The sequence below is a fragment of the Burkholderia sp. Bp9142 genome (assembly GCF_003853415.1).
In the GTDB taxonomy this organism is placed as follows: Bacteria; Pseudomonadota; Gammaproteobacteria; order Burkholderiales; family Burkholderiaceae; genus Burkholderia.
Genome location: NZ_QTPP01000032.1, coordinates 64,215 through 88,086 on the forward strand (window position 1 = coordinate 64,215; position 23,872 = coordinate 88,086).

General features: G+C 66.7%; 23 protein-coding genes. 8 read left to right on the plus strand and 15 right to left on the minus strand.

What is annotated here, in order from left to right:
* Window positions 1–2: 2 nt before the first annotated feature.
* On the plus strand, window positions 3–1,394 hold the full coding sequence (gene gabP, locus DIE22_RS28285) for a GABA permease (RefSeq protein ID WP_124500685.1): 1,392 nt from the start codon (window positions 3–5) through the stop codon (window positions 1,392–1,394).
* 165 nt (window positions 1,395–1,559) lie between these two features.
* Here the strand turns inward: gabP and ychF are convergent, their stop codons facing one another.
* Window positions 1,560–2,654, minus strand: coding sequence for a redox-regulated ATPase YchF (gene ychF / locus DIE22_RS28290; protein WP_124500684.1), 1,095 nt, complete (start codon window positions 2,652–2,654; stop codon window positions 1,560–1,562).
* A gap of 248 nt (window positions 2,655–2,902) precedes the next feature.
* Between ychF and DIE22_RS28300 the strand changes: the two genes are divergently transcribed.
* From DIE22_RS28300 to DIE22_RS28315, 4 genes are all read left to right on the plus strand, one after another.
* Complete coding sequence (locus DIE22_RS28300) at window positions 2,903–4,081, plus strand: UbiH/UbiF family hydroxylase (RefSeq protein ID WP_124500682.1); 1,179 nt, start codon at window positions 2,903–2,905, stop codon at window positions 4,079–4,081.
* Between the two features lie 90 nt (window positions 4,082–4,171).
* On the plus strand, window positions 4,172–4,900 hold the full coding sequence (locus tag DIE22_RS28305) for a DsbC family protein (protein WP_124500681.1): 729 nt from the start codon (window positions 4,172–4,174) through the stop codon (window positions 4,898–4,900).
* 115 nt (window positions 4,901–5,015) lie between these two features.
* On the plus strand, window positions 5,016–6,815 hold the full coding sequence (locus DIE22_RS28310; protein WP_124500680.1) for a M61 family metallopeptidase: 1,800 nt from the start codon (window positions 5,016–5,018) through the stop codon (window positions 6,813–6,815).
* 163 nt (window positions 6,816–6,978) lie between these two features.
* Complete coding sequence (locus DIE22_RS28315) at window positions 6,979–7,575, plus strand: FMN-dependent NADH-azoreductase (RefSeq protein ID WP_124500679.1); 597 nt, start codon at window positions 6,979–6,981, stop codon at window positions 7,573–7,575.
* 112 nt (window positions 7,576–7,687) lie between these two features.
* Here DIE22_RS28315 and DIE22_RS28320 read toward each other — a convergent pair whose 3' ends face one another.
* The 8 genes from DIE22_RS28320 to rpe form a co-directional block, all read right to left on the minus strand.
* Window positions 7,688–8,602: a uracil-DNA glycosylase gene (locus DIE22_RS28320; RefSeq protein WP_124500678.1), complete on the minus strand. Its 915-nt coding sequence runs from the start codon at window positions 8,600–8,602 to the stop codon at window positions 7,688–7,690.
* 13 nt (window positions 8,603–8,615) lie between these two features.
* Window positions 8,616–9,242: a CYTH domain-containing protein gene (locus DIE22_RS28325; protein WP_124500677.1), complete on the minus strand. Its 627-nt coding sequence runs from the start codon at window positions 9,240–9,242 to the stop codon at window positions 8,616–8,618.
* The gene (trpC, locus tag DIE22_RS28330) at window positions 9,242–10,027 is read right to left on the minus strand and encodes an indole-3-glycerol phosphate synthase TrpC (protein WP_124500676.1); all 786 of its coding nucleotides are present in this window, start codon (window positions 10,025–10,027) and stop codon (window positions 9,242–9,244) included. Before trpC ends, DIE22_RS28325 begins: the two co-directional genes overlap by 1 nt.
* Before the next feature lie 29 nt (window positions 10,028–10,056).
* Window positions 10,057–11,088: an anthranilate phosphoribosyltransferase gene (gene trpD / locus DIE22_RS28335; RefSeq protein WP_124500675.1), complete on the minus strand. Its 1,032-nt coding sequence runs from the start codon at window positions 11,086–11,088 to the stop codon at window positions 10,057–10,059.
* Window positions 11,089–11,101: 13 nt separating this feature from the next.
* The gene (locus tag DIE22_RS28340) at window positions 11,102–11,701 is read right to left on the minus strand and encodes an aminodeoxychorismate/anthranilate synthase component II (protein ID WP_124500674.1); all 600 of its coding nucleotides are present in this window, start codon (window positions 11,699–11,701) and stop codon (window positions 11,102–11,104) included.
* 13 nt (window positions 11,702–11,714) lie between these two features.
* A complete protein-coding gene (gene trpE / locus DIE22_RS28345; RefSeq protein WP_124500673.1) occupies window positions 11,715–13,208 on the minus strand; it encodes an anthranilate synthase component I in 1,494 nt (497 codons plus the stop codon).
* A 358-nt stretch (window positions 13,209–13,566) separates the two neighbouring features.
* The gene (locus tag DIE22_RS28350; protein ID WP_124500672.1) at window positions 13,567–14,322 is read right to left on the minus strand and encodes a phosphoglycolate phosphatase; all 756 of its coding nucleotides are present in this window, start codon (window positions 14,320–14,322) and stop codon (window positions 13,567–13,569) included.
* Window positions 14,323–14,326: 4 nt separating this feature from the next.
* Window positions 14,327–15,013 (minus strand): ribulose-phosphate 3-epimerase, encoded by a 687-nt coding sequence (rpe, locus tag DIE22_RS28355; protein WP_006752695.1) that lies wholly within the window; start codon window positions 15,011–15,013, stop codon window positions 14,327–14,329.
* Between the two features lie 177 nt (window positions 15,014–15,190).
* Here rpe and apaG point away from each other — a divergent pair, with 177 nt between their 5' ends.
* Entirely contained in the window at window positions 15,191–15,565 is a 375-nt protein-coding gene (apaG, locus tag DIE22_RS28360; RefSeq protein WP_048249739.1) for a Co2+/Mg2+ efflux protein ApaG, read from the plus strand.
* Between the two features lie 14 nt (window positions 15,566–15,579).
* On the opposite strand, the gene DIE22_RS38975 is transcribed toward apaG, so the two are convergent.
* Window positions 15,580–15,723, minus strand: coding sequence for a hypothetical protein (locus DIE22_RS38975; protein WP_006758475.1), 144 nt, complete (start codon window positions 15,721–15,723; stop codon window positions 15,580–15,582).
* A 28-nt stretch (window positions 15,724–15,751) separates the two neighbouring features.
* On the opposite strand from DIE22_RS38975, the gene DIE22_RS28365 reads away from it, so the two are divergent.
* Window positions 15,752–16,876, plus strand: a complete 1,125-nt coding sequence (locus tag DIE22_RS28365; protein ID WP_260426786.1) for a murein transglycosylase A — start codon at window positions 15,752–15,754, stop codon at window positions 16,874–16,876.
* A gap of 185 nt (window positions 16,877–17,061) precedes the next feature.
* On the opposite strand, the gene paaK is transcribed toward DIE22_RS28365, so the two are convergent.
* From paaK to paaN, 5 genes are all read right to left on the minus strand, one after another.
* Window positions 17,062–18,360, minus strand: a complete 1,299-nt coding sequence (gene paaK, locus DIE22_RS28370; RefSeq protein WP_124500670.1) for a phenylacetate--CoA ligase PaaK — start codon at window positions 18,358–18,360, stop codon at window positions 17,062–17,064.
* Window positions 18,361–18,398: 38 nt separating this feature from the next.
* Window positions 18,399–18,851 (minus strand): hydroxyphenylacetyl-CoA thioesterase PaaI, encoded by a 453-nt coding sequence (paaI, locus tag DIE22_RS28375; RefSeq protein ID WP_124500669.1) that lies wholly within the window; start codon window positions 18,849–18,851, stop codon window positions 18,399–18,401.
* A gap of 1 nt (window position 18,852) precedes the next feature.
* Window positions 18,853–19,644: a 2-(1,2-epoxy-1,2-dihydrophenyl)acetyl-CoA isomerase PaaG gene (gene paaG, locus DIE22_RS28380; RefSeq protein ID WP_124606561.1), complete on the minus strand. Its 792-nt coding sequence runs from the start codon at window positions 19,642–19,644 to the stop codon at window positions 18,853–18,855.
* Between the two features lie 45 nt (window positions 19,645–19,689).
* Complete coding sequence (gene pcaF, locus DIE22_RS28385; RefSeq protein WP_124606562.1) at window positions 19,690–20,892, minus strand: 3-oxoadipyl-CoA thiolase; 1,203 nt, start codon at window positions 20,890–20,892, stop codon at window positions 19,690–19,692.
* An 87-nt stretch (window positions 20,893–20,979) separates the two neighbouring features.
* Window positions 20,980–22,686, minus strand: a complete 1,707-nt coding sequence (gene paaN, locus DIE22_RS28390; RefSeq protein ID WP_124606563.1) for a phenylacetic acid degradation protein PaaN — start codon at window positions 22,684–22,686, stop codon at window positions 20,980–20,982.
* A 129-nt stretch (window positions 22,687–22,815) separates the two neighbouring features.
* Between paaN and DIE22_RS28395 the strand changes: the two genes are divergently transcribed.
* Window positions 22,816–23,592: an enoyl-CoA hydratase gene (locus DIE22_RS28395; protein ID WP_006762438.1), complete on the plus strand. Its 777-nt coding sequence runs from the start codon at window positions 22,816–22,818 to the stop codon at window positions 23,590–23,592.
* Window positions 23,593–23,872 lie beyond the last annotated feature (280 nt).

The window sequence follows — 23,872 nt, forward strand, 5'->3', positions numbered from 1 at the left end:
ACATGAGTGGAAGCAACACAGGCCTCGGCACGGGTCTGAAGCAGCGTCACGTGACGATGATGTCGATTGCCGGCGTCATCGGCGCGGGCTTGTTCGTCGGCTCCGGCCACGCGATCGCGGAGGCCGGTCCGGCTTCGATCCTTGCGTATGCGATCGCGGGCGTGCTGGTCGTGCTGGTGATGCGCATGCTCGGCGAGATGGCCGTCGCGCATCCGGACAGCGGTTCGTTCTCGACCTATGCCGATCGCGCGATCGGCCACTGGGCCGGCTTCGCCATCGGCTGGCTGTACTGGTGGTTCTGGGTGCTCGTGATCCCGATCGAGGCGACGGCCGCCGCGACCATTCTCAATGCGTGGTTCCCCGGTGTCGCGACCTGGATCTTCGCGCTCGGCATCACGCTGCTGCTGACGATCACCAACCTCTTCTCGGTCAAGAACTACGGCGAATTCGAATTCTGGTTCGCGCTGATCAAGGTCGTCGCGATCGTCGTGTTCCTCTGCATCGGCGGCGCGGCGATCGTCGGCATCGTGCCCGCGCCGGCCGTATCGGGCGTGTCGAACCTCTTCGTGCACCAGGGCTTCATGCCGAACGGCGCCGGCGCGGTGCTCGCGGCGATGCTGACGACGATGTTCTCGTTCCTCGGCACCGAGATCGTGACGATCGCGGCCGCCGAGTCGGACAACCCGCAACGCCAGATCGTGCGCGCAACGAACTCCGTCATCTGGCGCATCACGCTGTTCTATCTCGGCTCGATCCTCGTCGTCGCGGCCATCGTGCCGTGGAACGATCCGCTGCTGCCGAAGCACGGCTCGTACCAGCGCGCGATGGAGCTGATCGGCGTTCCGAACGCGAAGGCCATCATCGACGTGATCGTGCTCGTGTCGGTCGCGAGCTGCCTGAATTCCGCGCTGTACACCGCATCGCGGATGCTGTTCTCGCTGTCCAGGCGCAAGGACGCGCCCGCGTTCCTGCACGGCACCGACTCGACCGGCACGCCGCGTGCGGCCGTGCTCGCATCGACCGCGTTCGGTTTCTTGACCGTGATCGCGAACTACCTGATGCCGGAGCAGGTGTTCGGCTTCCTGCTGGCAACGTCGGGTGCGATCGCGCTGCTCGTGTATCTCGTGATCGCGATCTCGCAGCTGCGCATGCGCAAGACGCTCGAATCGGGCGGCGCCGACCTCGCGTTGCGGATGTGGCTGTTCCCGTGGCTCACGTGGGCGGTGATCCTGTTCATCTGCGGCACGCTGACCGTGATGTTCGTCAGCGAGGAACACCGGATGGAAGTGGGGGCGACGGCCGTGCTCGCGCTGATCGTGCTGTTTGCCTCGTGGCTGAACAAGCGCGGTCGCGATGCGCAGGCGCATGCGGGGCGGCGCGTTTCGGCGACGTGATGGACTGACGAGCCGAAGGCGGGCGGTGCTCGCCTTCGGCTGGCGGGGCAGGTCCCGTGATGAAAAATGGGCCGATTGGCGTTTGCCAATCGGCCCATGTGCTTTTCGCGCAAGCGGCGCATCATGCGATGCCGAGCGTATCGCACGGCATCGGCAAGGCACGTATCAAACGTTGAACAGGAAGTTCATCACGTCCCCGTCGTGCACGACATATTCCTTCCCTTCCGCGCGCATCTTGCCGGCTTCCTTCGCACCCTGTTCGCCCTTGTACGTGACGAAGTCGTCGAAGGCGATCGTCTGCGCGCGAATGAAGCCGCGCTCGAAGTCGGTATGGATCACGCCGGCCGCTTGCGGCGCCGTGTCGCCGACGTGGATCGTCCACGCGCGCACTTCCTTCACGCCCGCGGTGAAGTAGGTCTGCAGGCCGAGCAGCTTGAAGCCCGCGCGGATCACGCGGTCGAGGCCCGGCTCTTCCATGCCCATGTCGGTGAGGAACGCTTCCTTGTCCGCATCGTCGAGATCGGCGATTTCCGCCTCGATTGCCGCGCACACCGCGACCACCGGCGAGTTCTCGGCTTCCGCGTACTTGCGTACCGCGTCGAGGTGCGGGTTGTTCTCGAAGCCGTCGTCCTTCACGTTCGCGACGTACATCGCCGGCTTCGCGGTGATCAGGCAGAACGGCTTGAGCAGCGCCTGCTCGTCGTCCGACAGATCGAGGCCGCGCACGGCCTTGCCCTGGTCGAGGTGCGCGCGCACCTTCTCGAGCACCGCGGCGAGCTTGACCGCTTCCTTGTCGTTGCCCGACTTCGCGGCCTTCGAGTAGCGCGTGAGCGCCTTCTCGACGGTGCCGAGGTCGGCGAGCGCGAGTTCCGTGTTGATCACTTCGATGTCGTCGATCGGGCTGACCTTGCCGGCGACGTGGATGACGTTGTCGTCCTCGAAGCAGCGCACGACGTGCGTGATCGCATCGGTTTCGCGGATGTTCGCGAGGAACTGGTTGCCGAGGCCTTCGCCCTTGCTCGCGCCCGCTACGAGGCCCGCGATGTCGACGAATTCGACGACGGCCGGCACGATGCGTTCCGGGGTGATGATTTCGGCGAGCGCCTTCAGGCGCGTGTCAGGCACTTCGACGATGCCGACGTTCGGCTCGATCGTGCAGAACGGGTAGTTCTCGGCGGCGATGCCGGCCTTGGTCAGCGCATTGAACAGGGTGGACTTGCCGACGTTGGGCAAGCCGACGATGCCGCATTTGAGGCTCATGGAATCCTTCGGACGGGTGAGGCGGCGCGGCCGGACGAAGCGCGGCGGCGCGGGAAAAATAGGGACGGCCGGCGCCTGGGGCGCGGCGGGCCGACGTTCAAAGGCGCTATTGTACCGTGCCGGCGCCCCGGTTTCCGGCCTTCCCCCGAACGCCCGATGCGACGGGCCGCCGCGCTGCCGGGCCCGTCAGCGATTCTGCTGATTTCCCGCAAAGTCCGGCCGCGTAAGGGATTGGCCCCGCAGCTATAATGCCCGCCATGACTGCCCACCACACCTTCGACGTCGCCGTGGTCGGCGGCGGGCTCGTCGGCAAGACGGCCGCGCTCGCGCTGACCCAGTCCGGCTACAAGACTGCCTTGCTCGCCCAGCCGGCCACGCCGCGCCCCGCCGATCTCGCGTTCGACACGCGCATCTACGCGCTGTCGTCCAGCTCGCAGGCATTGCTGGAGCGGCTGCGGGTCTGGCAGGCGCTCGACCATGGCCGGCTCGCGCCGGTCTACGACATGCGCGTGTACGGCGATGCGCACGCGGAACTGCATTTCTCCGCGTACCAGGCCTCCGTGCCGCAACTCGCGTGGATCGCCGAATCGTCGCTGATCGAGACGTCGCTCGACGCCGCGCTGCGGTTCCAGCCGAACCTCACGTGGTTCGACGCGCGCGCGCAGGGCTTCGACGTGCGCGACGACGCGGCCGTGCTCACGCTGTCGTCGGGGCAAGTGCTCGAAGCGGATCTCGTGGTCGGCGCGGACGGCGCGCATTCATGGGTGCGCGCTCAAATGGGGGCCAAGGTCGAGCGGCGCGATTACCGGCAGACGGGCGTGGTCGCGAACTTCAAGGCGTCGCTCCCGCACCGCGAGACCGCCAGCCAATGGTTCCGCGACGGCGAGATCGTCGCGCTGCTGCCGCTGCCGGACGGTCATGTATCGCTCGTGTGGTCCGCGCACACCGCGCACGCGGACGAACTGCTCGCACTCGATCCCGCGCAGCTCGCGGCCGAGGTCGAGCGCGTGTCGCACGGCCAGGTCGGCACGCTCGAATGCGTGACGCCCGCCGCGGGTTTCCCGCTCGCGCTGCAGACCGTCGACAGGCTGATCGCCCCGCGCGTCGCGCTCGTCGGCGATGCCGCGCACCTGATCCACCCGCTCGCGGGGCAGGGGATGAACCTCGGGCTGCGCGACGTCGCGGCGCTCGCCGATGCGATCGCGAACAAGGAGAGCTTCCGCAACCTCGGCGACACGGTGCTGCTGCGTCGCTACGAGCGTTCGCGCCGCGAGGACATCCGCGCGCTGATGGTCGCGACCGACGGGCTGCAGCGGCTGTTCGCGGTGCCGGGCTCGTTCGCGAAGGCGGTGCGCAACGCGGGCATGGCGTTCGTCGGCGCGCAGCCGCTCGTGAAACGCTGGTTGGTGTCGGCCGCGCTCGGCTGATCGAACCTTCGCTCGCTCGGCCTGTCGGACAGGGTCCCGTTACGGCGTACACTGTGACGTGCACTCCGATTGAGCTGAAGGAACGACTAGATGAAAAAAACGATCCGCATCGCATCGCTGGCGCTGGCCGTCACGATGGCGACGCTCGGCTGCACCGCGCAGGCCGACCAAACCACCGACAAGCTGAAAGCCACGCTGCAATCGCGTCTCGGCAGCGACGCGCCGATCAAGAGCGTGTCGAAATCGCCGGTCGCGGGCCTGTACGAAGTCAACCTCGGCACGCAGATCATCTATAGCGATGCAGCCGGCGACTACGTGCTGCTCGGCGATCTCGTCGACACCAAGACGCACAAGAACCTGACCGACGCACGCCTGTCCGACCTCAACAAGATCGACTTCGCGAGCCTGCCGCTCGCCAACGCGATCAAGGTCGTCAAGGGCAACGGCGCACGCAAGATCGCGGTGTTCTCCGATCCGAACTGCCCGTACTGCAAGAAGCTCGAGACGACACTGCAGTCGGTCGACAACGTGACCGTCTACACGTTCCTGTACCCGGTGCTGTCGCCCGATTCGACCACGAAGTCGAAGGCGATCTGGTGCGCGACCGACCGCGCGAAAACCTGGGAGGGCTGGATGCTCGACCATCGCGTACCGTCCGGCGCCGGCACCTGCGATACGACTGCGCTCGACAAGAACCTCGCGCTCGGCCGCGGGATGAACGTCACGGGCACGCCGACGATCTTCCTGCCCGACGGCCGTCGCCTGCCGGGCGCGGTGTCGGCCGACCAGCTGAACCAGGCGCTGGCGTCGAGCAAGTAACCGACCGATACGCCGGGCCGCATGGCCCGGCCAGCGAGGGGCGCCCGCGATATCCGCCGGCGCCTCTCTTCGTTTCCGCCGCCGTATTCCGTCCGATTTTCGACCGATTGCCACGATGACCCAGCCGATCCGTTATTCGATTGCCCCGAAAGATCTTGCCGCGCACCTGTTCGAAGTGTCGGTGACGGTCGCCGATCCCGATCCCGAAGGCCAGCGTTTCTCGCTGCCGGTCTGGATTCCGGGCAGCTATCTCGTGCGCGAGTTCGCGCGCAACATCGTGACGCTCGCCGCGTTCAACGACGCGGGCCGCAAGGTGCGGATCGCGAAAACCGACAAGAACACGTGGCAGGCCGCGCCGGTGAACGGCGCGCTGACGCTGCGCTACGACGTGTACGCATGGGACCTGTCGGTCCGCTCCGCGTATCTCGACGAATCGGGCGGCTTCTTCAACGCCACGGCCGTGTTCCTGAGCGTCGCCGGCCGCGAGGATGCGCCGTGCGAAGTCGACATCGCGAAACCGGCGGGCCCGGCGTTCCGCACGTGGCGTGTCGGCACGTCGCTGCCCGAGGCGCGCGGTACCAAGCGCTACGGGTTCGGCGCGTATCGCGCATCCAACTACGACGAGCTTGCCGACCATCCGGTGACGATCGGCGAATTCGCGCTGGCGACGTTCGACGCGCACGGCGTGCAGCACGACATCGTGATCGCCGGGCGCGTGACGCAGCTCGACATGGAGCGCCTGCGCACCGACCTGAAGCGCGTGTGCGAAGCGCAGATCGCGCTGTTCGAGCCGAAATCGAAGCAGGCGCCGATGGAGCGCTACGTGTTCATGACGCTCGCGGTCAGCGACGGCTACGGCGGCCTCGAGCACCGTGCGTCGACCGCGCTGATCTGCAACCGCACCGATTTGCCGGTGAAGGGCCGGCCGGAAACGACGGAAGGCTATCGCACGTATCTCGGCCTGTGCAGCCACGAGTATTTCCACACGTGGAACGTGAAGCGCATCAAGCCGGCCGCGTTCGTGCCGTACGACCTCGCGCGGGAAAACTACACGTCGCTGCTGTGGCTGTTCGAGGGCTTCACGTCGTATTACGACGACCTGATGCTCGTGCGCGGCGGGCTGATGTCGCAGGACGAATATTTCGCGGCGCTCGGCCGCACGGTCGGCGGCGTGCTGCGCGGCACGGGGCGCCTGAAGCAGAGCGTCGCGGAAAGCTCGTTCGACGCGTGGGTCAAGTATTACCGCCAGGACGAGAACGCGACCAACGCGATCGTCAGCTACTACACGAAGGGTTCGCTCGTCGCGCTCGCGTTCGATCTCGCGATCCGCGCGCAGACGCGCAACCGCAAGTCGCTCGACGACGTGATGCGTCTGCTGTGGCAGCGCTACGGCCGCGAGTTCTATCGCGGCAAGCAGGCGGGCGTCGAGGAACACGAGGTCGAGACGCTGATCGAGGAAGCGACGGGCGTTGCGCTCGGCCGGCTGTTCGCCGACGCCGTGTACGGCACGCGCGACCTGCCGCTCGCCGAACTGCTCGCGCCGTTCGGCGTGACGCTCGCGCCCGAGGTTGCAAATGGCGCGACCGCGAAGCCGACGATCGGCGCGCGCTTGCGCGGCGGTGCGGACTGCACGCTGGCGGCCGTCTACGAAGGCGGCGGCGCGCATCGCGCGGGGCTGTCGTCCGGCGACACGCTGATCGCGCTCGACGGGCTGCGGGTTACCGGCACGAATCTCGACATGCTGCTCGCGCGCTACCGGCCGGGCGACAAGGTCGAGGTGCACGCATTCCGCCGCGACGAGCTGCGGACCGCGAAACTGAAGCTGGACGGGCCGGAAGTCACGCGCTACCGGCTCACGGCGGCCGCGAAACCGGCCGCCGCGCACAAGGCCCGGGAAGCCTGGCTGAAGGGCTGAAGGGCTGAAGGGCTGAGCAGGTGCGAGCGGGATTCGGGGCGTGATCATGGATTGTTCTGTTGCTGCAACAATCCGTCGCCCGTAGCCCGCTTTTTCGCGATCATGCGGCCACGCACAATGGCGTCACTCGCGCTACCGAAGCGCAACCTAACTGGAGCCTGACATGACGACCATTCTGCAAATCAATTCCGCGGCGCGCTCGCAAGGTGCGCAGTCCACGCTGCTGGCCAACGAACTGACGGCGAAGCTGCAACAATCGAACCCCGGCGCGAAGGTCGTGGTTCGCGACCTGCTGGCCGACGCGCTGCCGCACCTCGACGAATCGGTGCTCGGCGCGTTCTTCACACCGGCCGACCAGCGCAGCGCGGAACAGAATGCGATCGTCGCGAAGAGCGATGCGCTGATCGCCGAACTGCAAGCCGCCGACATCATCGTGATCGGCGCGCCGATGTACAACTTCGGCATCTCGTCGCAACTGAAGACGTATTTCGACTGGATCGCCCGCGCAGGCGTTACGTTCCGCTACACCGAGAACGGTCCGGAAGGCCTGATCAAGGGCAAGAAGGTTCACGTGGTGACGGCCCGCGGCGGCAAGTACCTCGGTACGCCGAACGACAGCCAGACGCCGTATCTGCGCACGTTCCTGGGCTTCGTCGGCATGACCGACGTGAGCTTCATCCATGCTGAAGGCCTGAACCTCGGGCCGGATGCGCAGAGCGCCGCGCTCGCAGGCGCACGCGAAGCGATCGCTGCCGCGTAAGGCCGACGCGGGTGCGTCGCACCCGCTGCGTCGTCCGATGCAAAAACGCCGCGTCCCGAAAGGGGCGCGGCGTTTTTGCATGATGGGGACGAAAGCGGGAAGCGGAACCCGGTTACGCGAGCGTTTCGGCCACCTCCGGCAGGCGCCAGTCGATCGGCTCGCGGCCCGCTTCGACGAGATAGTCGTTCGCGAGCGCGAAGTGGCGGCAACCGAGGAAGCCGCGGTGTGCGGACAGCGGCGACGGATGCGGCGCCTCGAGTACGCAGTGCGCGCTCGCATCGAAGAGGGCGCGCTTTGCCTGCGCATGCGCGCCCCACAGCATGAACACAAGCCCGCGATGGCGGCTGGCCAGTTCGCGGATCAGCGTGTCCGTGCATTGCTCCCAGCCGCGTTTCGCGTGGCTCGCGGCCGCGCCGCGCTCGACCGTCAGCACGGTGTTGAGCAACAGCACGCCCTGGCGTGCCCAGGTGTCGAGGCAGCCATGACGCGGCGTGTCGTGGCCGAAATTCGCGGCGATTTCCTTGAAGATGTTGCGCAGCGACGGCGGCGTGCGGACGGCCGGCGGCACCGAGAATGCAAGGCCATGCGCCTGCGGCGTGCCGCGGTCGTCGCCGTGGTACGGGTCCTGGCCCAGGATCACGATCTTCACGTCGTCCGGGCTCGTCAGGCGCAGCGCGCGGAACACGTCGGTCGGGTAGACCGACTTGCCGGCCGCGCGCTCGTCGTCGACGAAACGGCACAGCGGCGCATACGCGTCGCTGTCGGTGAAGGGTTTCAGCACGTCGCGCCAGACGGCCGGCAGCGCGTCGAACTGCGCGGCGAGGTGGGGGACGTTCGCGACAACGGCCTGCGGCGCGTTGGAAACCGGGGCGGCTGCCGCGCCCTTCTTTACGGGCTTGCGCCCCGTCGCGTTGGGTGCGGCCGGCGCGGACGCCGGAGCGGGAACATCGTCCTGCGCCGTTTCCGGCACGGGATCGTCGAACAGCGACGCCTGCTGCGGCGTGCGGAGAGTCTTGCGGGTTGCCATGCGTGATGCGGGTTTATTGCGCGCGCAGCCGATAGCCGCGTTGCGCCTTGCTGATGTTTTCGGGGGCGAGGCCCGGTAGCGCCTGCTGCAGTTCGGCGGCGAGCGTCGCGAGCGCCGCTTCCGGGCCGTCGATCAGTTCGAGTTCGATTTCGCTGATCGGTTCGCGGCGCGTATCGTTTTCCGCCTGGACGACGATCTCGCCGACGTCCACCGCGGCCTCGACGGTTGCACCGCCGATTGCGATACGCCACAGCGTACGCGAAAAATCCGTCCGGAACAGCGCGTGCAGCGCGGGCGCCGCGTCGCGCAGCGCGGTGGCCGCGTCCGGCACGTCGCACGCGGCCACGAGCGCATCGATTTCGAGCGCATCGCCGGCAACCGGCAACTCCCATTCATGGCGGCGATGCAGGCCGGCTTCCGCGCTGCCGACGGTCTTGAAGGTCTGCAGCCAGCCATGCGGCGTGCGGCGCACCCGCACTGCGCTCTTCGAACGGGCCAGCGCGAGATCGGGCGTGTCGTAGTAGATGTTCGCGAGCGCGATGATGTCGCCGGCTTCGCCGGTCAGCGTCTCGAAGAAGCGCCGCGCCGCATCGGCCTGACCGGCCGGCAGCGCGAGCTTGATTTCCTTTTCGATCGCCATCAGAAGAACATCCGCGCGAGTTCCTCGCCCGGCTGCTCGGCGCGCATGAACGCTTCGCCGACGAGGAACGCGTTGACGTTCGCCGCGCGCATCGTGTCGACGTCGGTGCGTGACAGGATGCCCGATTCGGTCACGACCATGCGGTCCGGCGGAATCATGTCGAGCATGTCGAGCGTGGTCTGGATCGTCGTTTCGAACGTGCGCAGGTTGCGGTTGTTGATGCCGAGCAGCGGCGTCTTCAGCGTCAGCGCCTGTTCCATCTCGTCGCGGTCGTGAACCTCGACCAGCACCGCGAGACCGAGCGAGTGCGCATACGCCTCGAGATCCTGCATCAGCGGCGTGTCGAGCGCGGCCGCGATCAGCAGGATCGCGTCGGCGCCCATCGCGCGCGCTTCGAGGATCTGGTATGCATCGACGATGAAGTCCTTGCGCAGCACCGGCAGCGTGCAGGCCGCGCGCGCTTCCTCGAGATAGCGGACGCTGCCCTGGAAGAACTGCTCGTCGGTCAGCACCGACAGGCATGCGGCGCCGTGTGCCGCATACGAGCGCGCGATGTCGGCCGGCACGAAATGCTCGCGCAGCACGCCCTTCGACGGGCTCGCCTTCTTCACTTCGGCGATCACCGCCGCGTTGCCGGCCGCTTGCTTCGCGCGCAGTGCGCCGACGAAGTCGCGCAGGTCGCGCGCGGATGCTTCCAGTTTCAGTGCCTCGAGCGGCGTGCTGCGCATGGCCGCCGCGACTTCTTCGCGCTTGACGGCGATGATTCGGTCGAGAATGTCGCTCATGTGGGTTCCTGCTTGATTCGTAAGGGGGGTCAACGCTTGAACTGCTGCGTGAAGCGCACGAGTTCGTCGACTTTCGCGCGCGCCTTGCCGCTCGCGATCGCTTCGCGGGCGAGCTGGATGCCGTCCGCGATCGATTCGGCGATATTGGCCGCATAGAGCGCCGTGCCGGCGTTCAGTGTGACGATCTCGCGTGCGACGCCCGGCTGGTTGTCCAGCGCGCCGAGCAGCATCGTGCGCGATTCCTCGGCATTTTCCACCTTCAGCGTGCGGTTCGACACCATCTGCAGGCCGAAGTCCTCCGGATGGATCTCGTACTCGTGCACCTTGCCGTCGCGCAATTCGCCGACGAGCGTCGCGGCGCCGAGCGACACTTCATCCATTCCGTCCTTGCCGTACACGACCAGCACGTGCTGCGCGCCGAGACGCTGCATCACGCGCACCTGGATGCCGACGAGGTCCGGGTGGAACACGCCCATCAGCTGGTTCGGCGCGCCGGCCGGATTGGTCAGCGGGCCGAGGATGTTGAAGATCGTCCGCACGCCGAGCTCGCGGCGCACGGCCGCGATGTTCTTCATCGCCGGATGGTGGTTGGGCGCGAACATGAAGCCCATGCCGGTTTCGGCGATCGACGCGGCAACCTGGTCCGGCTGCAGGTCGATGTTCACGCCGAGCGCCTCGAGCACGTCGGCGCTGCCGGACTTGCTCGACACGCCGCGGTTGCCGTGCTTCGCGACCTTCGCGCCGGCCGCCGCGCTGATGAACATCGACGCGGTCGAGATGTTGAACGTGTGCGCGCCGTCGCCGCCCGTGCCGACGATGTCGACGAAGTTCGAGTTGTCCTGCACCTCGACGTGATTCGCGAATTCGCGCATCACGGTCGCGGCGGCGGCGATCTCGCCGATCGTTTCCTTCTTCACGCGCAGCCCGGTGATGATCGCGGCCGCCATCACGGGCGACATGTCGCCTCGCATGATGAGCCGCATCAGGTGCAGCATCTCGTCGTGGAAGATCTCGCGGTGCTCGATCGTGCGTTGCAGCGCTTCCTGCGGGGTAATCGTCATCGTGCGTCTCCTGTCAGGCAGCCGGCGCGGCCGCGCGGGCCGCTGTGCGATTCTGCTTCAGGAAATTCTCGAGCAGCGCATGGCCGTGCTCGGACAGGATCGATTCCGGGTGGAACTGCACACCTTCGATCGGCAGCGTCTTGTGGCGCACGCCCATGATCTCGCCGTCGTCGGTCCACGCGGACACCTCGAGGCAGTCGGGCAGCGATTCGCGTTCGATCGCGAGCGAATGGTAGCGCGTGACGTCGAAATGCTTCGGCAGGTCGGCGAACACGCCACGGCAGTCGGTTTCGATCCGGCTCACCTTGCCGTGCATGATGGTCTTCGCGCGCACGACACGGCCGCCGAACGCTTCGCCGATCGCCTGGTGGCCGAGGCAGACGCCGAGGATCGGCTTCTTGCCCGCGAATTCGCGCAGCACGTCGAGCGTGATGCCCGCGTGCTGCGGGTTGCTCGGGCCGGGCGACAGGCAGATGGTGACGGGATTCAGGCGCGCGATCTCGTCGAGCGTGATTTCGTCGTTGCGGTACGTGCGCACGTCCTCGCCCAGTTCGCCGAAGTACTGGACCAGGTTGTAGGTGAACGAGTCGTAGTTGTCGATCATGAGCAGCATGGTCAGTCTCCGGTCAGAAGTCGCTATCGAGGCCGTCCTGGACCTGTTCGGCCGCACGCAGCACCGCGCGCGCCTTGTTCTCGGTCTCTTGCCATTCGGATTCGGGCACAGAGTCGGCGACGACGCCGGCCGCCGCCTGCACATACAGGTTGCCGTTGTGGATCAGGCCCGTGCGGATCGCGATCGCGAGATCCATCTCGCCCGAGAACGACAGGTAGCCGACGGCACCGCCGTACAGCCCGCGCTTGATCGGCTCGAGCTCGTCGATCAGTTCCATCGCGCGCACCTTCGGCGCACCGGACAGCGTGCCGGCCGGGAACGTCGCGCGCAGCACGTCGTAGTTCGTCATGCCGGGCTTCAGCTTGCCTTCGACCGAGCTGACGATGTGCTGCACGTGCGAGTACTTCTCGATCACCATCTTGTCGGTCACCTGGACCGAGCCGATTTCCGCGATGCGGCCGACGTCGTTGCGCGCGAGGTCGATCAGCATCACGTGCTCGGCGATTTCCTTCGGATCGTTCAGCAGTTCGGTCGCGAGTTCCGCGTCGCGCTCGGGCGTGTTGCCGCGCGGACGCGTGCCGGCGAGCGGCCGGATCGTGACGATCTGGTCATCGCCGCGCTTTTCCTGGCGCACCAGGATTTCCGGCGACGCGCCGACCACATGGAAATCGCCGAAGTTGTAGTAATACATGTACGGCGACGGATTCAGCGAACGCAGCGCGCGATACAGCGACAGCGGATTGTCGCGGTACGGCTTCGTCAGCCGCTGGCCGACCTGGATCTGCATCAGCTCGCCGGCCGCGATGTATTCCTTTGCCTGGCGCACGGCGGCCAGATAGTCTTCCTTCCTGAACTCGCGGAACGTCTCGGTGCGCACGCTCGCCGACGTGACGGGCGGCTGCACGGTCGTGCGAAGGCGCTGCTTCAGCTCGCGCAGGCGCTGTTTCGCCTTCGTGTAAGCCTCGGGCTGGGCCGGATCCGCGTAGATGATCAGGTAGAGCTTGCCGGCGAGGTTGTCGATCACCGCGACTTCCTCGGTGAGCAGCAGCTGGATGTCGGGCAGGCCGAGATCGTCGCGCGGCGCGGTGTTCGCGAGCTTCTTCTCGATGTAGCGCACCGCGTCGTAGCCGAAATAGCCGGCGAGGCCGCCGCAGAAGCGCGGCAGGCCCGGACGCTGCGCGACCTTGAAGCGCGCCTGGAACGACTCGATGAATTCGAACGGGTCGCCGTCGTGCGTCTCGACGACCTGGCCGTCGCGCACCACTTCGGACACGCCGTTGCGGGTGCGCACCAGCGTGCGGGCGGGCAGGCCGATGAACGAATAGCGGCCGAAACGTTCGCCGCCGACCACCGACTCGAGCAGGAACGAGTTGGCGCCCGCGCGTTCAGGCTGGGCCAGCTTCAGGTAGAGGGACAGCGGCGTTTCGAGGTCGGCGAGCGCTTCCGCGATCAGCGGGATGCGGTTGTAGCCTTCGTTCGCAAGCGATTGGAATTCGAGTTCGGTCATGTTCCGGTCCTGTTCGGGACGAGCGGCGGAGTGCGCCAGGGATCACTTGACGCTGCGCGGGCTGCCGTCGGCGAAAGGGCGGTCGATCGAGAAGTGCCTGTTGCCGGCCGGCACTCCGGGCGTGAACGTCGCGAGCCTGCGGCCGATCCTGAACACAAGCGTTCGGACGCGGTGGAACTCGAGGTAGTGCGACGATCGGCGCGCGGATGCGCAGCGAGATAAAAAACGGCGCTGAAGACGTGCCTCAGCGTACCTCATCGAAGAGGTTAGCGCGACCAGCGACGCCAGGGCCAGGCTCCCCGGTCGATGCTGCTCAGACTCCGTTTTTTATTCAGAAACATGCGGATGGAAGAAATAATCAGATGGTTGGCCGGCCGGCGTTGTGCGCGGTGATCGCGCGTGCTGCGACCAGCAGCGAATCGACTATACCATCCGAATTTATCGTTTGTATAGCTTTGCCGTGGTTGTAGCCGTACGGCACGGTCAGCGTCGCCATGCCGGCCGCGCGGCCCGCCAGCGCGTCGTTTTCCGAGTCGCCGATCGCGACCGCAGCGTCCGGCGCGACGCCGAGCGCGTCGCAGGCCGTCAGCATCGGCAGCGGATCGGGCTTCTTGCGCGCGACGCTGTCGCCGCCGAGCACGATGCCGAAGCGATCGATCAGCCCGTATTGCTCGAGCAGCTCGACTGCGAAGCGGTGCGGCTTGTTCGTCACGCACGCGAGCCGGATGCCGGCCGCCCGCAATGCATCGAGACCGGCCGCGACCTCGGGATAGAGGCGCGTGTGACGGCCGTTGATCTTCGCGTACTCGGTCTGGTAGATCGCAAGCGCGTCGCTAAAGCGCGCGTGTGCTTCGTCGGGCGTGAAGCGCGGCTTCAGCACGCTCTGGATCAGATGCTCGGAGCCCTTGCCGACGTAGCCGATCACCTCGTCGCGCGACGTGGCTGGCGCGCCGAGCTGCGCGAGCATCCCGTTCAGTCCGGCCGTGAAGTCGTCGGCCGTGTCGACCATCGTGCCGTCGAGGTCGATCAGCGCCGCGTCGATGCGCGGCGTCGCGAATCGGATCGTGCCGTCGGCTTCGGCCGGCGCCTGACCGGCCAGCGAGGAATCGGCCACGGCGTCAGCTCCGTTCGACGGTGGCGAGCGCGGCGCGCATCTCGTCGATCACCGTGCGGTAGTCGGGCTTGCCGAAGATCGCCGAACCCGCGACGAAGGTGTCCGCGCCGGCTGCCGCGATTTCCGCGATGTTGTCGGCCTTCACGCCACCGTCGACCTCGAGCAGGATCTCGCGGCCGGTGCGCTCGGTGTACGCGTCGATGCGGGCGCGCGCCTCGCGCAGCTTGTTCAGCGTTTCCGGAATGAACGACTGGCCGCCGAAGCCGGGGTTCACCGACATCAGCAGCACGAAGTCGAGGCGGTCCATCACGTGGTCGAGATAGTTCAGCGGCGTGGCCGGATTGAACACGAGGCCGGCCTTGCAGCCGTGATCGCGGATCAGCGACAGCGTACGGTCGATGTGGTCCGAGCCTTCCGGGTGGAAGCTGATCAGGTTCGCGCCGGCTTTTGCGAAATCGGGCACGATCCGGTCGACCGGACGCACCATCAGGTGCACGTCGATCGGCACCTGCACGTGCGGGCGGATCGCCTCGCAGACGAGCGGGCCGATCGTGAGGTTCGGCACATAATGGTTGTCCATCACGTCGAAGTGAATCCAGTCGGCGCCGGCGGCGACCACGTTGCGGACTTCTTCGCCGAGCCGTGCGAAGTCGGCCGACAGGATGCTGGGAGCGATGCGGAATTGAGTCATGACAGGGGAGCGGGGACGCTGCGGCGCAAAACCGCCATTCTACCGTCCGGCGACCCGGTGCGCGGCGACGGGCCGTGCGGTGGCGGCCCGATTGCGCATAGAATGCCGAACCAATGCGGCGCGCCCGCGGCCTGGCCGCTCGAGTCGGCGCGGGCGGTTACCTACAGCGGAAACACCATGAGTCAGTATCAGTTCACCGTTTCGGTGAAAACCAGCTACTTGCCGGAACAATCCGACCCCGATCGACGTCAATACGCATTCGCGTACACGCTGACCATCCGCAATACCGGGCAGGTCGCGGCGCAGCTGATCGCGCGTCACTGGATCATCACCGACAGCGAAAGCCACGTGCAGGAAGTGAAGGGGCTCGGGGTCGTCGGGCACCAGCCGCTGCTGCAGCCGGGCGAACAGTTCGAATACACGAGCTGGGCCGTGATCGCGACGCCGGTCGGCACGATGCGCGGCGCGTACTTCTGCGTGGCGGAGGACGGCGAGCGGTTCGACGCGCCGGTCGACGAGTTTGCGCTGCACATGCCGCGCACGCTGCATTGAGCGTGCGGGGCCGGTCAGCGCGGCTGGCGGTCGTTGCCGCGGGCGTGCTTCTTCCTGCCCGACGACGTCCACACGACGATGAAGATCAGCAGGGCAAGCGCTACGAAAGCTTCGAGCGCGAAGATGAGCATCGGATATTGGTCGAGAAAATCTGACATGGCGGTTTCCATCAAGAACGGACATTGTATGTGGTTTGGGCCCCGGGTAGCCGGCTGGGTTGCGGCGGCCGCGACGGCCGCGCTGCTTGCCGCGTGCGGCGGCGCGCCGACGCGGACGTCGACGCTCAAGCCGCCGACCGGCGCGGCGATCGTGCCGGGGCAGGTCGCCGCGAAGCGGCTGACGCCGGTCGCATGGCAGCAGGTGCCGGGCTGGCAGGACGATTCGCTGATCGGCGCGACGGCCGCGCTGCGGCAGAATTGCGCGCGGCTCGCACGCCAGCCGGCGTGGCAGCGCGCCTGCGCGGCTGCCGATCGTCTTGACGAACTCGACGTCAGCAGCGCGCGCGCATTCTTCGAGACCTATTTCACGCCGTTTCAGCTGGCGAATACCGACGGCACGCTCGACGGTCTCGTGACCGGCTATTACGAGCCACTGCTGCACGGCTCCCGCGTGCGTCGCGGTCCTTACCAGTACGCGCTGTACCGCTGGCCGGCCGGCTATCGTGCCGGCGCCGCGCTGCCCGCTCGCGCGCAGCTCGAACGCGCCGGCATCCTGAACGGCAACGAACTCGTGTGGGTCGACGATCCGATCGAGGCGTTCTTCCTGCAGGTGCAGGGTTCGGGACGCGTGCTGCTCGACGACGGTTCGGTGATGCGGGTCGGCTTCGGCGGGACCAACAACCAGCCGTACCGTTCGATCGGCAAGTGGCTGCTCGATCGCGGCGAGCTGACGCCCGCCCAGGCGACGATGCAGGGCATCAAGGCGTGGGCGAAGGCGAACCCGGCTCGCGTCGACACGTTGCTCGACACGAATCCGCGCTTCGTGTTCTTCCGCGACATGCCGACCAAGGAAGATGCACCGCACGGCGGCGCGGACGGCCCGATCGGCGCGCTCGGCGTGCCGCTCACGCCGGAGCGTTCGATCGCGGTCGATCCGTCGTCGATCCCGCTCGGCACGCCCGTGTTCCTGCAGACCACGCGTCCGCTGACGAATACGCCGATGAACCGGCTCGTGTTCGCGCAGGATACGGGTTCCGCGATCCGGGGCGGCGTGCGGGCCGACTATTTCTGGGGGCTCGGCGACGACGCCGGCGACCAGGCAGGACGGATGAAGCAGATCGGCCGGATGTGGCTGCTGTTCCCGAATTCGTGATGCGCGGTGGTGCCGGCGTGCACGTGTAGCCGGGCATCGAAACGAAACAGCCCGATCAGTTCATGAAAAACACCCCAAAGGTTGGATCGATATCCAACTTTTGGGGTGCAGTTCACGTTGGCCGGTCGGGCTGTTTTTTGAGCGCGCGATCGCTGTTGCGCGCGGTGCTCGGGCAGCGGCGGGTATCAGCCCTTGCGCTTGTCGATTACGCGACGCGCCTTGCCGACCGAACGCTCGATCCCGTTCACGGGCAGCACGTTGATCACGGCCGTCACACCAATCAGCGACTTGATGTCGTGCGCGAGCGCCTGCCTGGCCGCGTGGATCGCCGCCGTGTCGGGGGCCGTTTCGGGACACGGCTCGACGTTGAGCGTCAGCACGTCGAGCGGACCTTCCTTCGTCAGCACGATCTGATAGTGAGGCGCGAGCGCGCGCTGCTTCAGCAACTGTTCCTCGATCTGCGTCGGGAAGACGTTGACGCCCCGCACGATCATCATGTCGTCCGAACGCCCGGTGATCTTTTCCATCCGGCGCATCGTGCGGGCGGTGCCGGGCAGCAGGCGCGTGAGGTCGCGGGTCCGGTAGCGGATGATCGGCAGCGCTTCCTTCGTCAGTGACGTGAAGACCAGCTCGCCGAGTTCGCCGTCCGGCAGCACTTCGCCGGTGTCGGGGTCGATGATTTCCGGATAGAAGTAGTCTTCCCAGATGGTCGGGCCGTCCTTGGTTTCGACGCATTCCGACGCGACGCCCGGGCCCATCACCTCGGACAGCCCGTAGATGTCGACCGCGTCGATCCCCATCCGCTGCTCGATGGCCACGCGCATGTCGTTGGTCCACGGTTCCGCGCCGAAGATGCCGATGCGCAGCGAGCTTTGCGCGGGATCGAGGCCCTGGCGCTCGATCTCGTCGGCGATCGACAGCATGTAGCTCGGCGTCACCATGATGATGTCGGGCCGGAAATCCTGGATCAGCTGCACCTGCTTCTCGGTCTGGCCACCGCCGAACGGGATCACCGTCAACCCCGCGCGCTCGGCGCCGTAGTGTGCGCCGAGCCCGCCGGTGAACAGCCCGTAGCCGTAGCTGACGTGAACCTTGTCGCCGCGCCGTGCGCCGGCCGCGCGGATCGAGCGCGCGACGAGATTCGCCCACGTGTCGATGTCGCGCGCCGTATAGCCGACGACGGTCGGCTTGCCGGTCGTGCCCGACGACGCGTGAATGCGCGAGATCTGGTCCTGCGGCACCGCGAACATCCCGAACGGATAGCTGTCGCGCAGGTCGCTCTTGGTCGTGAACGGGAAGCGCGACAGATCCGTGAGCGTCTTCAGGTCGTCGGGGTGCACGCCCGCTTCGTCGAATTTGCGGCGATAGACGGGGGAATGATCATATGCATGCCGGAGCGACCATTTCAGGCGTTCGAGCTGCAGCGCGGTCAACTCGTCGCGTGAAGCGGTCTCGATCGGCTCGAGCGGTAGCGGGGTAGTCATGCCTGTCTCCAGTGATTGTTATGAGCGAGCCGTGGACGTCAGCGGTCTTCCGGGAGAACCGTGCCCTTGATCTGGGCCGATTTGCCGCGAAACATCGCGACCGTTTCGCCCGTCTGGTTCGTGACGCGGATGTCGTAGACGCCGTGCCGGCCGCTGCGCGCCTGTTCGATCGCCTCGGCCGTCAGCAGGTCGTTGCCGTGTACGGGACGCAGGTATTCGATCGAGCAGCCCGCCGCAACGGTATTCAGGTTGTATGAGTTGCACGCGAACGCGAACGTCGAGTCGGCGAGCGTGAAGATGATGCCGCCGTGGCAGGTCTGGTGTCCGTTCAGGAATTCCGGCCGTACGCGCATCTGCAGGCGTGCGTAGCCGGCGCGCACTTCGGCGATTTCCATGCCGAACGCGCGGCTGCAGGCGTCCGCGTCGTACATGGCTCGCGCGGTGGCCCGGGCGAGCGCATCGGGGTCGAGCGTGTCGGTGGACGTGGTCATGTCAACGCCCCTCGAAGCGCGGCGCGCGCTTCTCGATGAACGCCTGCACGCCTTCCGCGTAGTCGTACGACTGGCCGAGCTTGCGCTGCAGGTCGCGCTCGAGGTCGAGCTGCTGGTCGAGCGTATTCGTCACGCTGTCGCGCATCGACTGCTTGATCGACGCGATCGCGAGCGTCGGCTGCTGCGCGAGCTGGTTGGCGACCTGGCGGGCCGACGCGGCGAGTGCATCGTCGTCGACCGCGCGCCAGATCAAGCCCCATTGTTCGGCCTGTTCGGCGCCGAGCTTGTCGCCGGTCAGTGCGAGTCCCAGCGCGCGTGCCATGCCGACGCGTTGCGGCAGGAACCATGTGCCGCCCGAATCGGGCACGAGCCCGATCTTGACGAAGGCCTGGATGAAACTGCTCGAACGCGCGGCGAATACGATGTCGCAGGCGAGCGCGAGATTCGCGCCGGCGCCGGCCGCCGTGCCGTTGACGGCGGCGATCACCGGAATCGGCATGCGTTGCAGGCGGCGGATCAGCGGGTTGAAATGCGCTTCGATCAGCGTGCCGAGGTCGGTGGACGCGCCAGGTGTGAAGTCGAGGTCGGCCAGGTCCTGGCCCGCGCAGAAGCCGCGCCCCGCACCCGTCAGGATCAGCGCACGCGCGCCGGCCGCTTCGACTTCATCGAGCGCCGACTGCAGTTCGCGATGCATCGCCCGCGTGAAGCTGTTCAGCTTGTCCGGACGGTTGAGGGTGATCGTGGCCACGCGGGCAGCCTGATCGATATCCAGCTGGATCGCCTGATATGACATGCAGTGTCTCCTTCATGACTTCGTTATAGGCGCGCGGCGCGTCGGTTACACGCGCTCGATGGCGAGCGCGATACCCTGGCCGACGCCGATGCACATCGTGCAGAGCGCAAAGCGGCCGTCTGTACGTTCGAGCTGGTGAAGCGCCGTGGTCACGAGCCGGGCGCCCGATGCGCCGAGCGGGTGGCCGAGTGCGATCGCACCGCCGTTCGGGTTCACGCGCGGATCGTCGTCGGCGACACCGAGCATGCGCAACACCGCGAGACCTTGCGACGCGAACGCTTCGTTCAGCTCGATCACGTCGAACTGGTCGATCGACATGCCGAGCTGGCGCAACAGCTTCTGCGTGGCCGGTGCCGGGCCGATGCCCATCACGCGCGGCGCGACGCCGGCGGTCGCCATGCCGATGACGCGCGCGCGGCGGCGCAGCCCGTATTGATCGGCGGCTTGCGCGTTGGCGAGCAGCAGTGCGCATGCGCCGTCGTTGACGCCCGATGCGTTGCCGGCCGTCACCGAGCCGTCGGGACGCACGACGCCCTTCAGCTTCGCGAGCGCTTCGAGCGACGTTTCGCGCGGATGCTCGTCACGCGACACGACGAGCGCGTCGCCCTTCTTCTGCGGAATCGTCACCGGGACGATTTCTTCGGCGAGCGTGCCGTCCTGCTGCGCACGCGCGGCCTTTTGCTGGCTGCGCAGCGCGAACTGATCCTGGTCGGCGCGGCTGATGTTGTAGTCGACCGCGACGTTTTCGGCCGTCTCGGGCATCGAATCGACGCCATGCAGCTGTTTCATCAGCGGATTGACGAAGCGCCAGCCGATCGTCGTGTCGTAAATGTCGGCCTGGCGCGCGAACGCGCTGGCGGCCTTGCCCATCACGAACGGCGCGCGCGTCATGCTCTCGACACCGCCCGCGATCATCAAGCGTGCCTCGCCCGCCTTGATCGCGCGCGCGGCGGTGCCGACGGCGTCCATGCCCGAGCCGCACAGCCGGTTCAGCGTCGTGCCCGGCACGGCGGTCGGCAGGCCCGCGAGCAGCGCGGACATGCGCGCGACGTTGCGGTTGTCCTCGCCGGCCTGGTTCGCGCAGCCGTAGATCACGTCGTCGATCGCGGACCAGTCGACGTTGCGGTTGCGTTCGATCAGCGCCTTGAGCGGCACCGCGCCGAGATCGTCGGCACGAACGTCTTTCAGGGTGCCGCCGTAGCGGCCGATGGGGGTGCGAATCGCGTCGCAGATGTAGGCGTCGGTCATGGATGTGTCGATGTGCAACGAACCCGCCGGCTGGCGGATTCGTTCATGGTAGAGAACGTGACGGCGTTTGCACGTCGGCCATTCGGGTTATGCCGTCTGGCCGGCTTCCGCAGGCACGGCCTTCGGCGCAACATGGACGCGGCTTTGCACCACGCGGAACCGGTTGGCGACGAACGCCGGGTCGGCCAGCGCCGCGTTGGCGGCCGGGTTCGCACCGGTGCCGTGGAAGTCGGAGAACGCGGCCGACTGGTTGACGAACACACCGCCCGTCAGGTTGATCGACAGCGCGACGCCGCCACGCACCGCTGCATCGTGCGCGGCGTCGAGAATCTTGTCGTCGGTGCTATAGATGGAGAGCGTCAGCGCGCCATGCTCCGCGGCGATTTCGCCGGCGAGATCGAGCGACTGTGCGGTCGAGTCGGTCGCGATCACGAACGAGATCGGACCGAACCACTCCTGCGTGAATTTCGCGCGGTCGGCCACGTCGAGCCGCAGCACGAGCGGTGTGCGCACGCGAGCGTCAGCGAACGCCGGGTGCTGGAGCGTCTGGCTGTCGGCGAGCACGCGGCCGAGCTTGCGGGCGTCGTCGATGCGCGCGGTCACGCCGTCGTTCTGGATCGCGCCGATCAGTTCGACCGAGCGCGCCGGGTCGCCGGTCAGCTTCTGCACGGAGACCGCGATCGCCTGGGCGACTTCGTCGAAGCTCGCATGACCGTCCGCCGTCCGGATGCCGTCGCGCGGCACGTAGATGTTCTGCGGTGCCGTGCACATCTGGCCGGAGTACAGCGCCAGCGAGAACGCGATGTTCTTGGCGGCTGCCTTCAGGTCGTCGGTCGAGTCGATCACGATCTGGTTGACGCCTGCCTTCTCCGTATATACCTGGGCCTGATGGGCATGACGTTCGAGCCACGTGCCGTTTTGCGTGCTGCCCGTGAAGTCGATCAGCTTGATTTCAGGACGCAGCGCGAGGTCCTGCACGAGGGCGCCGTCGTTCGGCTCGGTCGCGAGGAGCGTGACGACGTTCGGATCGAAGCCGGCTTCGCGCAGCACGTCGCGGGCGATGCGAACCGTGATCGCGAGCGGCAGGATCGCGCCCGGGTGGGGTTTGACGATCACCGTGTTGCCGGTTGCCAGGTCGGCGAACAGGCCGGGGTAGCCGTTCCAGGTCGGGAACGTGCAGCAGCCGAGCACGAGGCCGGTGCCGCGCGGGACGATCGTATAGCGCTTGTGCATCGCGAGCGGCGGGTTCTTGCCTTGCGGCTTTTCCCAGTGCGCGTCGGCGGGGATGCGACGCAGTTCGTCCCATGCATAGGCGACCGCTTCGAGCGCACGATCCTGCGCGTGCGGGCCGCCGGCCTGGAAGGCCATCATGAACGCCTGGCCCGTGGTGTGCATCACGCTGTAGGCAATCTCGAAGCTCGCTCGGTTCAACCGAGCGAGGATTTCGAGGCTGACACCGATCCAGGCGCTCGGACCGGCTTCGCGCCACGTACGCTGGGCAGCGGCGGCCGCGGCGATCAGTTCGTCGGGCGTCGATTTCGGATAACGGATGCCGAGCTTGATCCCGTACGGCGACTGCTCCGCGCCGACGGTGCCGCCGGACGCCGGCTGGTCGAGCGCGAACGTGTTGTCGAGGCGCGCCTTGAACGCGGCCTCACCATCGGCGTTGGCGCTTTCCCCGTACACTTTGGGACTCGGCATTTCCGCGAACGGGCTCCAGTACCCGCGGCTCTCGATGGCGGCGAGGGCGTGTTTCAGCGTGTCTTCGTGCTTCGTGAACAGTGCATGGGTCATGACGGCAGCCTGATTGACGTTGAGAGGGATTGGATCGATTAATTAACCGACCGGTTGGTCGGAGAATGGTAGCATCAAACTATTCGCGTGTGCGAGGCGTTTCTCATTTCATTGATCGAGGAGAAATAGATGTCTTACGAGAACATCCTGGTGGAGACCCGGGGGCGAGTCGGGCTGGTCACGCTGAACCGTCCGAAGGCGCTGAATGCGCTGAACGATGCGCTGATGGATGAATTGGGCGCTGCGCTGAAAGCGTTCGACGCGGACGACGAGATCGGCGCGATCGTCGTGACGGGGAGCGAGAAGGCGTTCGCGGCCGGGGCCGACATCGGCATGATGGCGACCTATTCCTATATGGATGTGTACCGTGGCGACTACATCACCCGCAACTGGGAGACCGTCCGCGAGATCCGCAAGCCGATCATTGCGGCCGTGGCGGGCTTCGCGCTCGGCGGCGGCTGCGAGCTCGCGATGATGTGCGACATCATCTTCGCTGCAGATACGGCCAAGTTCGGCCAGCCCGAGATCAAGCTGGGCGTGATGCCGGGCGCGGGCGGCACGCAGCGCCTGCCGCGCGCGGTATCGAAGGCGAAGGCCATGGACATGTGCCTGACCGCGCGCTTCATGGATGCGGCCGAGGCGGAACGGGCGGGGCTCGTGTCGCGTGTGTTGCCGGCCGACAAGTTGCTTGACGAAGCGATTGCCGCAGCGACGACGATCGCCGAGTTTTCGCTGCCGGCGGTCATGATGGTCAAGGAGTCGGTGAACCGCGCATACGAGACGACGCTGGCCGAAGGCGTCCATTTCGAGCGCCGACTGTTTCATTCGCTGTTCGCGACCGAAGATCAGAAGGAAGGGATGGCGGCATTCGTCGAGAAGCGCAAGCCGGTATTCAAGAACCGCTGATTCGGCCGCGGCAGGCGAGGCGCCGGCGAGCGACGGGCGTCAGTCGCTGGCATGATCGCTCGGTGCAACGAACCCCAGCCCCCGTGCGCGGCAGCGCACGGGGGCTTTTTCAAAATATTTTCACAAAGGGGGTTGCGGAGACGGTGGCGGGTGCATAGAATCACGCCTCTTTCGCGCTAACGGAAACGCGGCGCGGGGGAAGAAGGGAAGCGGTGCGGTCGGGTTGGCGGTAGGGACCCGGGCGGCACTGGAAGTTGAGCCCCGGTCGTCGCAACGAAGC

Bases quoted from the DNA above. Each gene is read 5' to 3' on its own strand.
- gabP (WP_124500685.1), top strand. From the start codon at position 3: ATGAGTGGAAGCAACACAGGCCTCGGCACGGGTCTGAAGCAGCGTCAC.
- ychF (WP_124500684.1), bottom strand. From the start codon at position 2,654: ATGAGCCTCAAATGCGGCATCGTCGGCTTGCCCAACGTCGGCAAGTCC.
- DIE22_RS28300 (WP_124500682.1), top strand. From the start codon at position 2,903: ATGCCCGCCATGACTGCCCACCACACCTTCGACGTCGCCGTGGTCGGC.
- DIE22_RS28305 (WP_124500681.1), top strand. From the start codon at position 4,172: ATGAAAAAAACGATCCGCATCGCATCGCTGGCGCTGGCCGTCACGATG.
- DIE22_RS28310 (WP_124500680.1), top strand. From the start codon at position 5,016: ATGACCCAGCCGATCCGTTATTCGATTGCCCCGAAAGATCTTGCCGCG.
- DIE22_RS28315 (WP_124500679.1), top strand. From the start codon at position 6,979: ATGACGACCATTCTGCAAATCAATTCCGCGGCGCGCTCGCAAGGTGCG.
- DIE22_RS28320 (WP_124500678.1), bottom strand. From the start codon at position 8,602: ATGGCAACCCGCAAGACTCTCCGCACGCCGCAGCAGGCGTCGCTGTTC.
- DIE22_RS28325 (WP_124500677.1), bottom strand. From the start codon at position 9,242: ATGGCGATCGAAAAGGAAATCAAGCTCGCGCTGCCGGCCGGTCAGGCC.
- trpC (WP_124500676.1), bottom strand. From the start codon at position 10,027: ATGAGCGACATTCTCGACCGAATCATCGCCGTCAAGCGCGAAGAAGTC.
- trpD (WP_124500675.1), bottom strand. From the start codon at position 11,088: ATGACGATTACCCCGCAGGAAGCGCTGCAACGCACGATCGAGCACCGC.
- DIE22_RS28340 (WP_124500674.1), bottom strand. From the start codon at position 11,701: ATGCTGCTCATGATCGACAACTACGACTCGTTCACCTACAACCTGGTC.
- trpE (WP_124500673.1), bottom strand. From the start codon at position 13,208: ATGACCGAACTCGAATTCCAATCGCTTGCGAACGAAGGCTACAACCGC.
- rpe (WP_006752695.1), bottom strand. From the start codon at position 15,013: ATGACTCAATTCCGCATCGCTCCCAGCATCCTGTCGGCCGACTTCGCA.
- apaG (WP_048249739.1), top strand. From the start codon at position 15,191: ATGAGTCAGTATCAGTTCACCGTTTCGGTGAAAACCAGCTACTTGCCG.
- DIE22_RS38975 (WP_006758475.1), bottom strand. From the start codon at position 15,723: ATGTCAGATTTTCTCGACCAATATCCGATGCTCATCTTCGCGCTCGAA.
- DIE22_RS28365 (WP_260426786.1), top strand. From the start codon at position 15,752: ATGTGGTTTGGGCCCCGGGTAGCCGGCTGGGTTGCGGCGGCCGCGACG.
- paaK (WP_124500670.1), bottom strand. From the start codon at position 18,360: ATGACTACCCCGCTACCGCTCGAGCCGATCGAGACCGCTTCACGCGAC.
- paaI (WP_124500669.1), bottom strand. From the start codon at position 18,851: ATGACCACGTCCACCGACACGCTCGACCCCGATGCGCTCGCCCGGGCC.
- paaG (WP_124606561.1), bottom strand. From the start codon at position 19,644: ATGTCATATCAGGCGATCCAGCTGGATATCGATCAGGCTGCCCGCGTG.
- pcaF (WP_124606562.1), bottom strand. From the start codon at position 20,892: ATGACCGACGCCTACATCTGCGACGCGATTCGCACCCCCATCGGCCGC.
- paaN (WP_124606563.1), bottom strand. From the start codon at position 22,686: ATGACCCATGCACTGTTCACGAAGCACGAAGACACGCTGAAACACGCC.
- DIE22_RS28395 (WP_006762438.1), top strand. From the start codon at position 22,816: ATGTCTTACGAGAACATCCTGGTGGAGACCCGGGGGCGAGTCGGGCTG.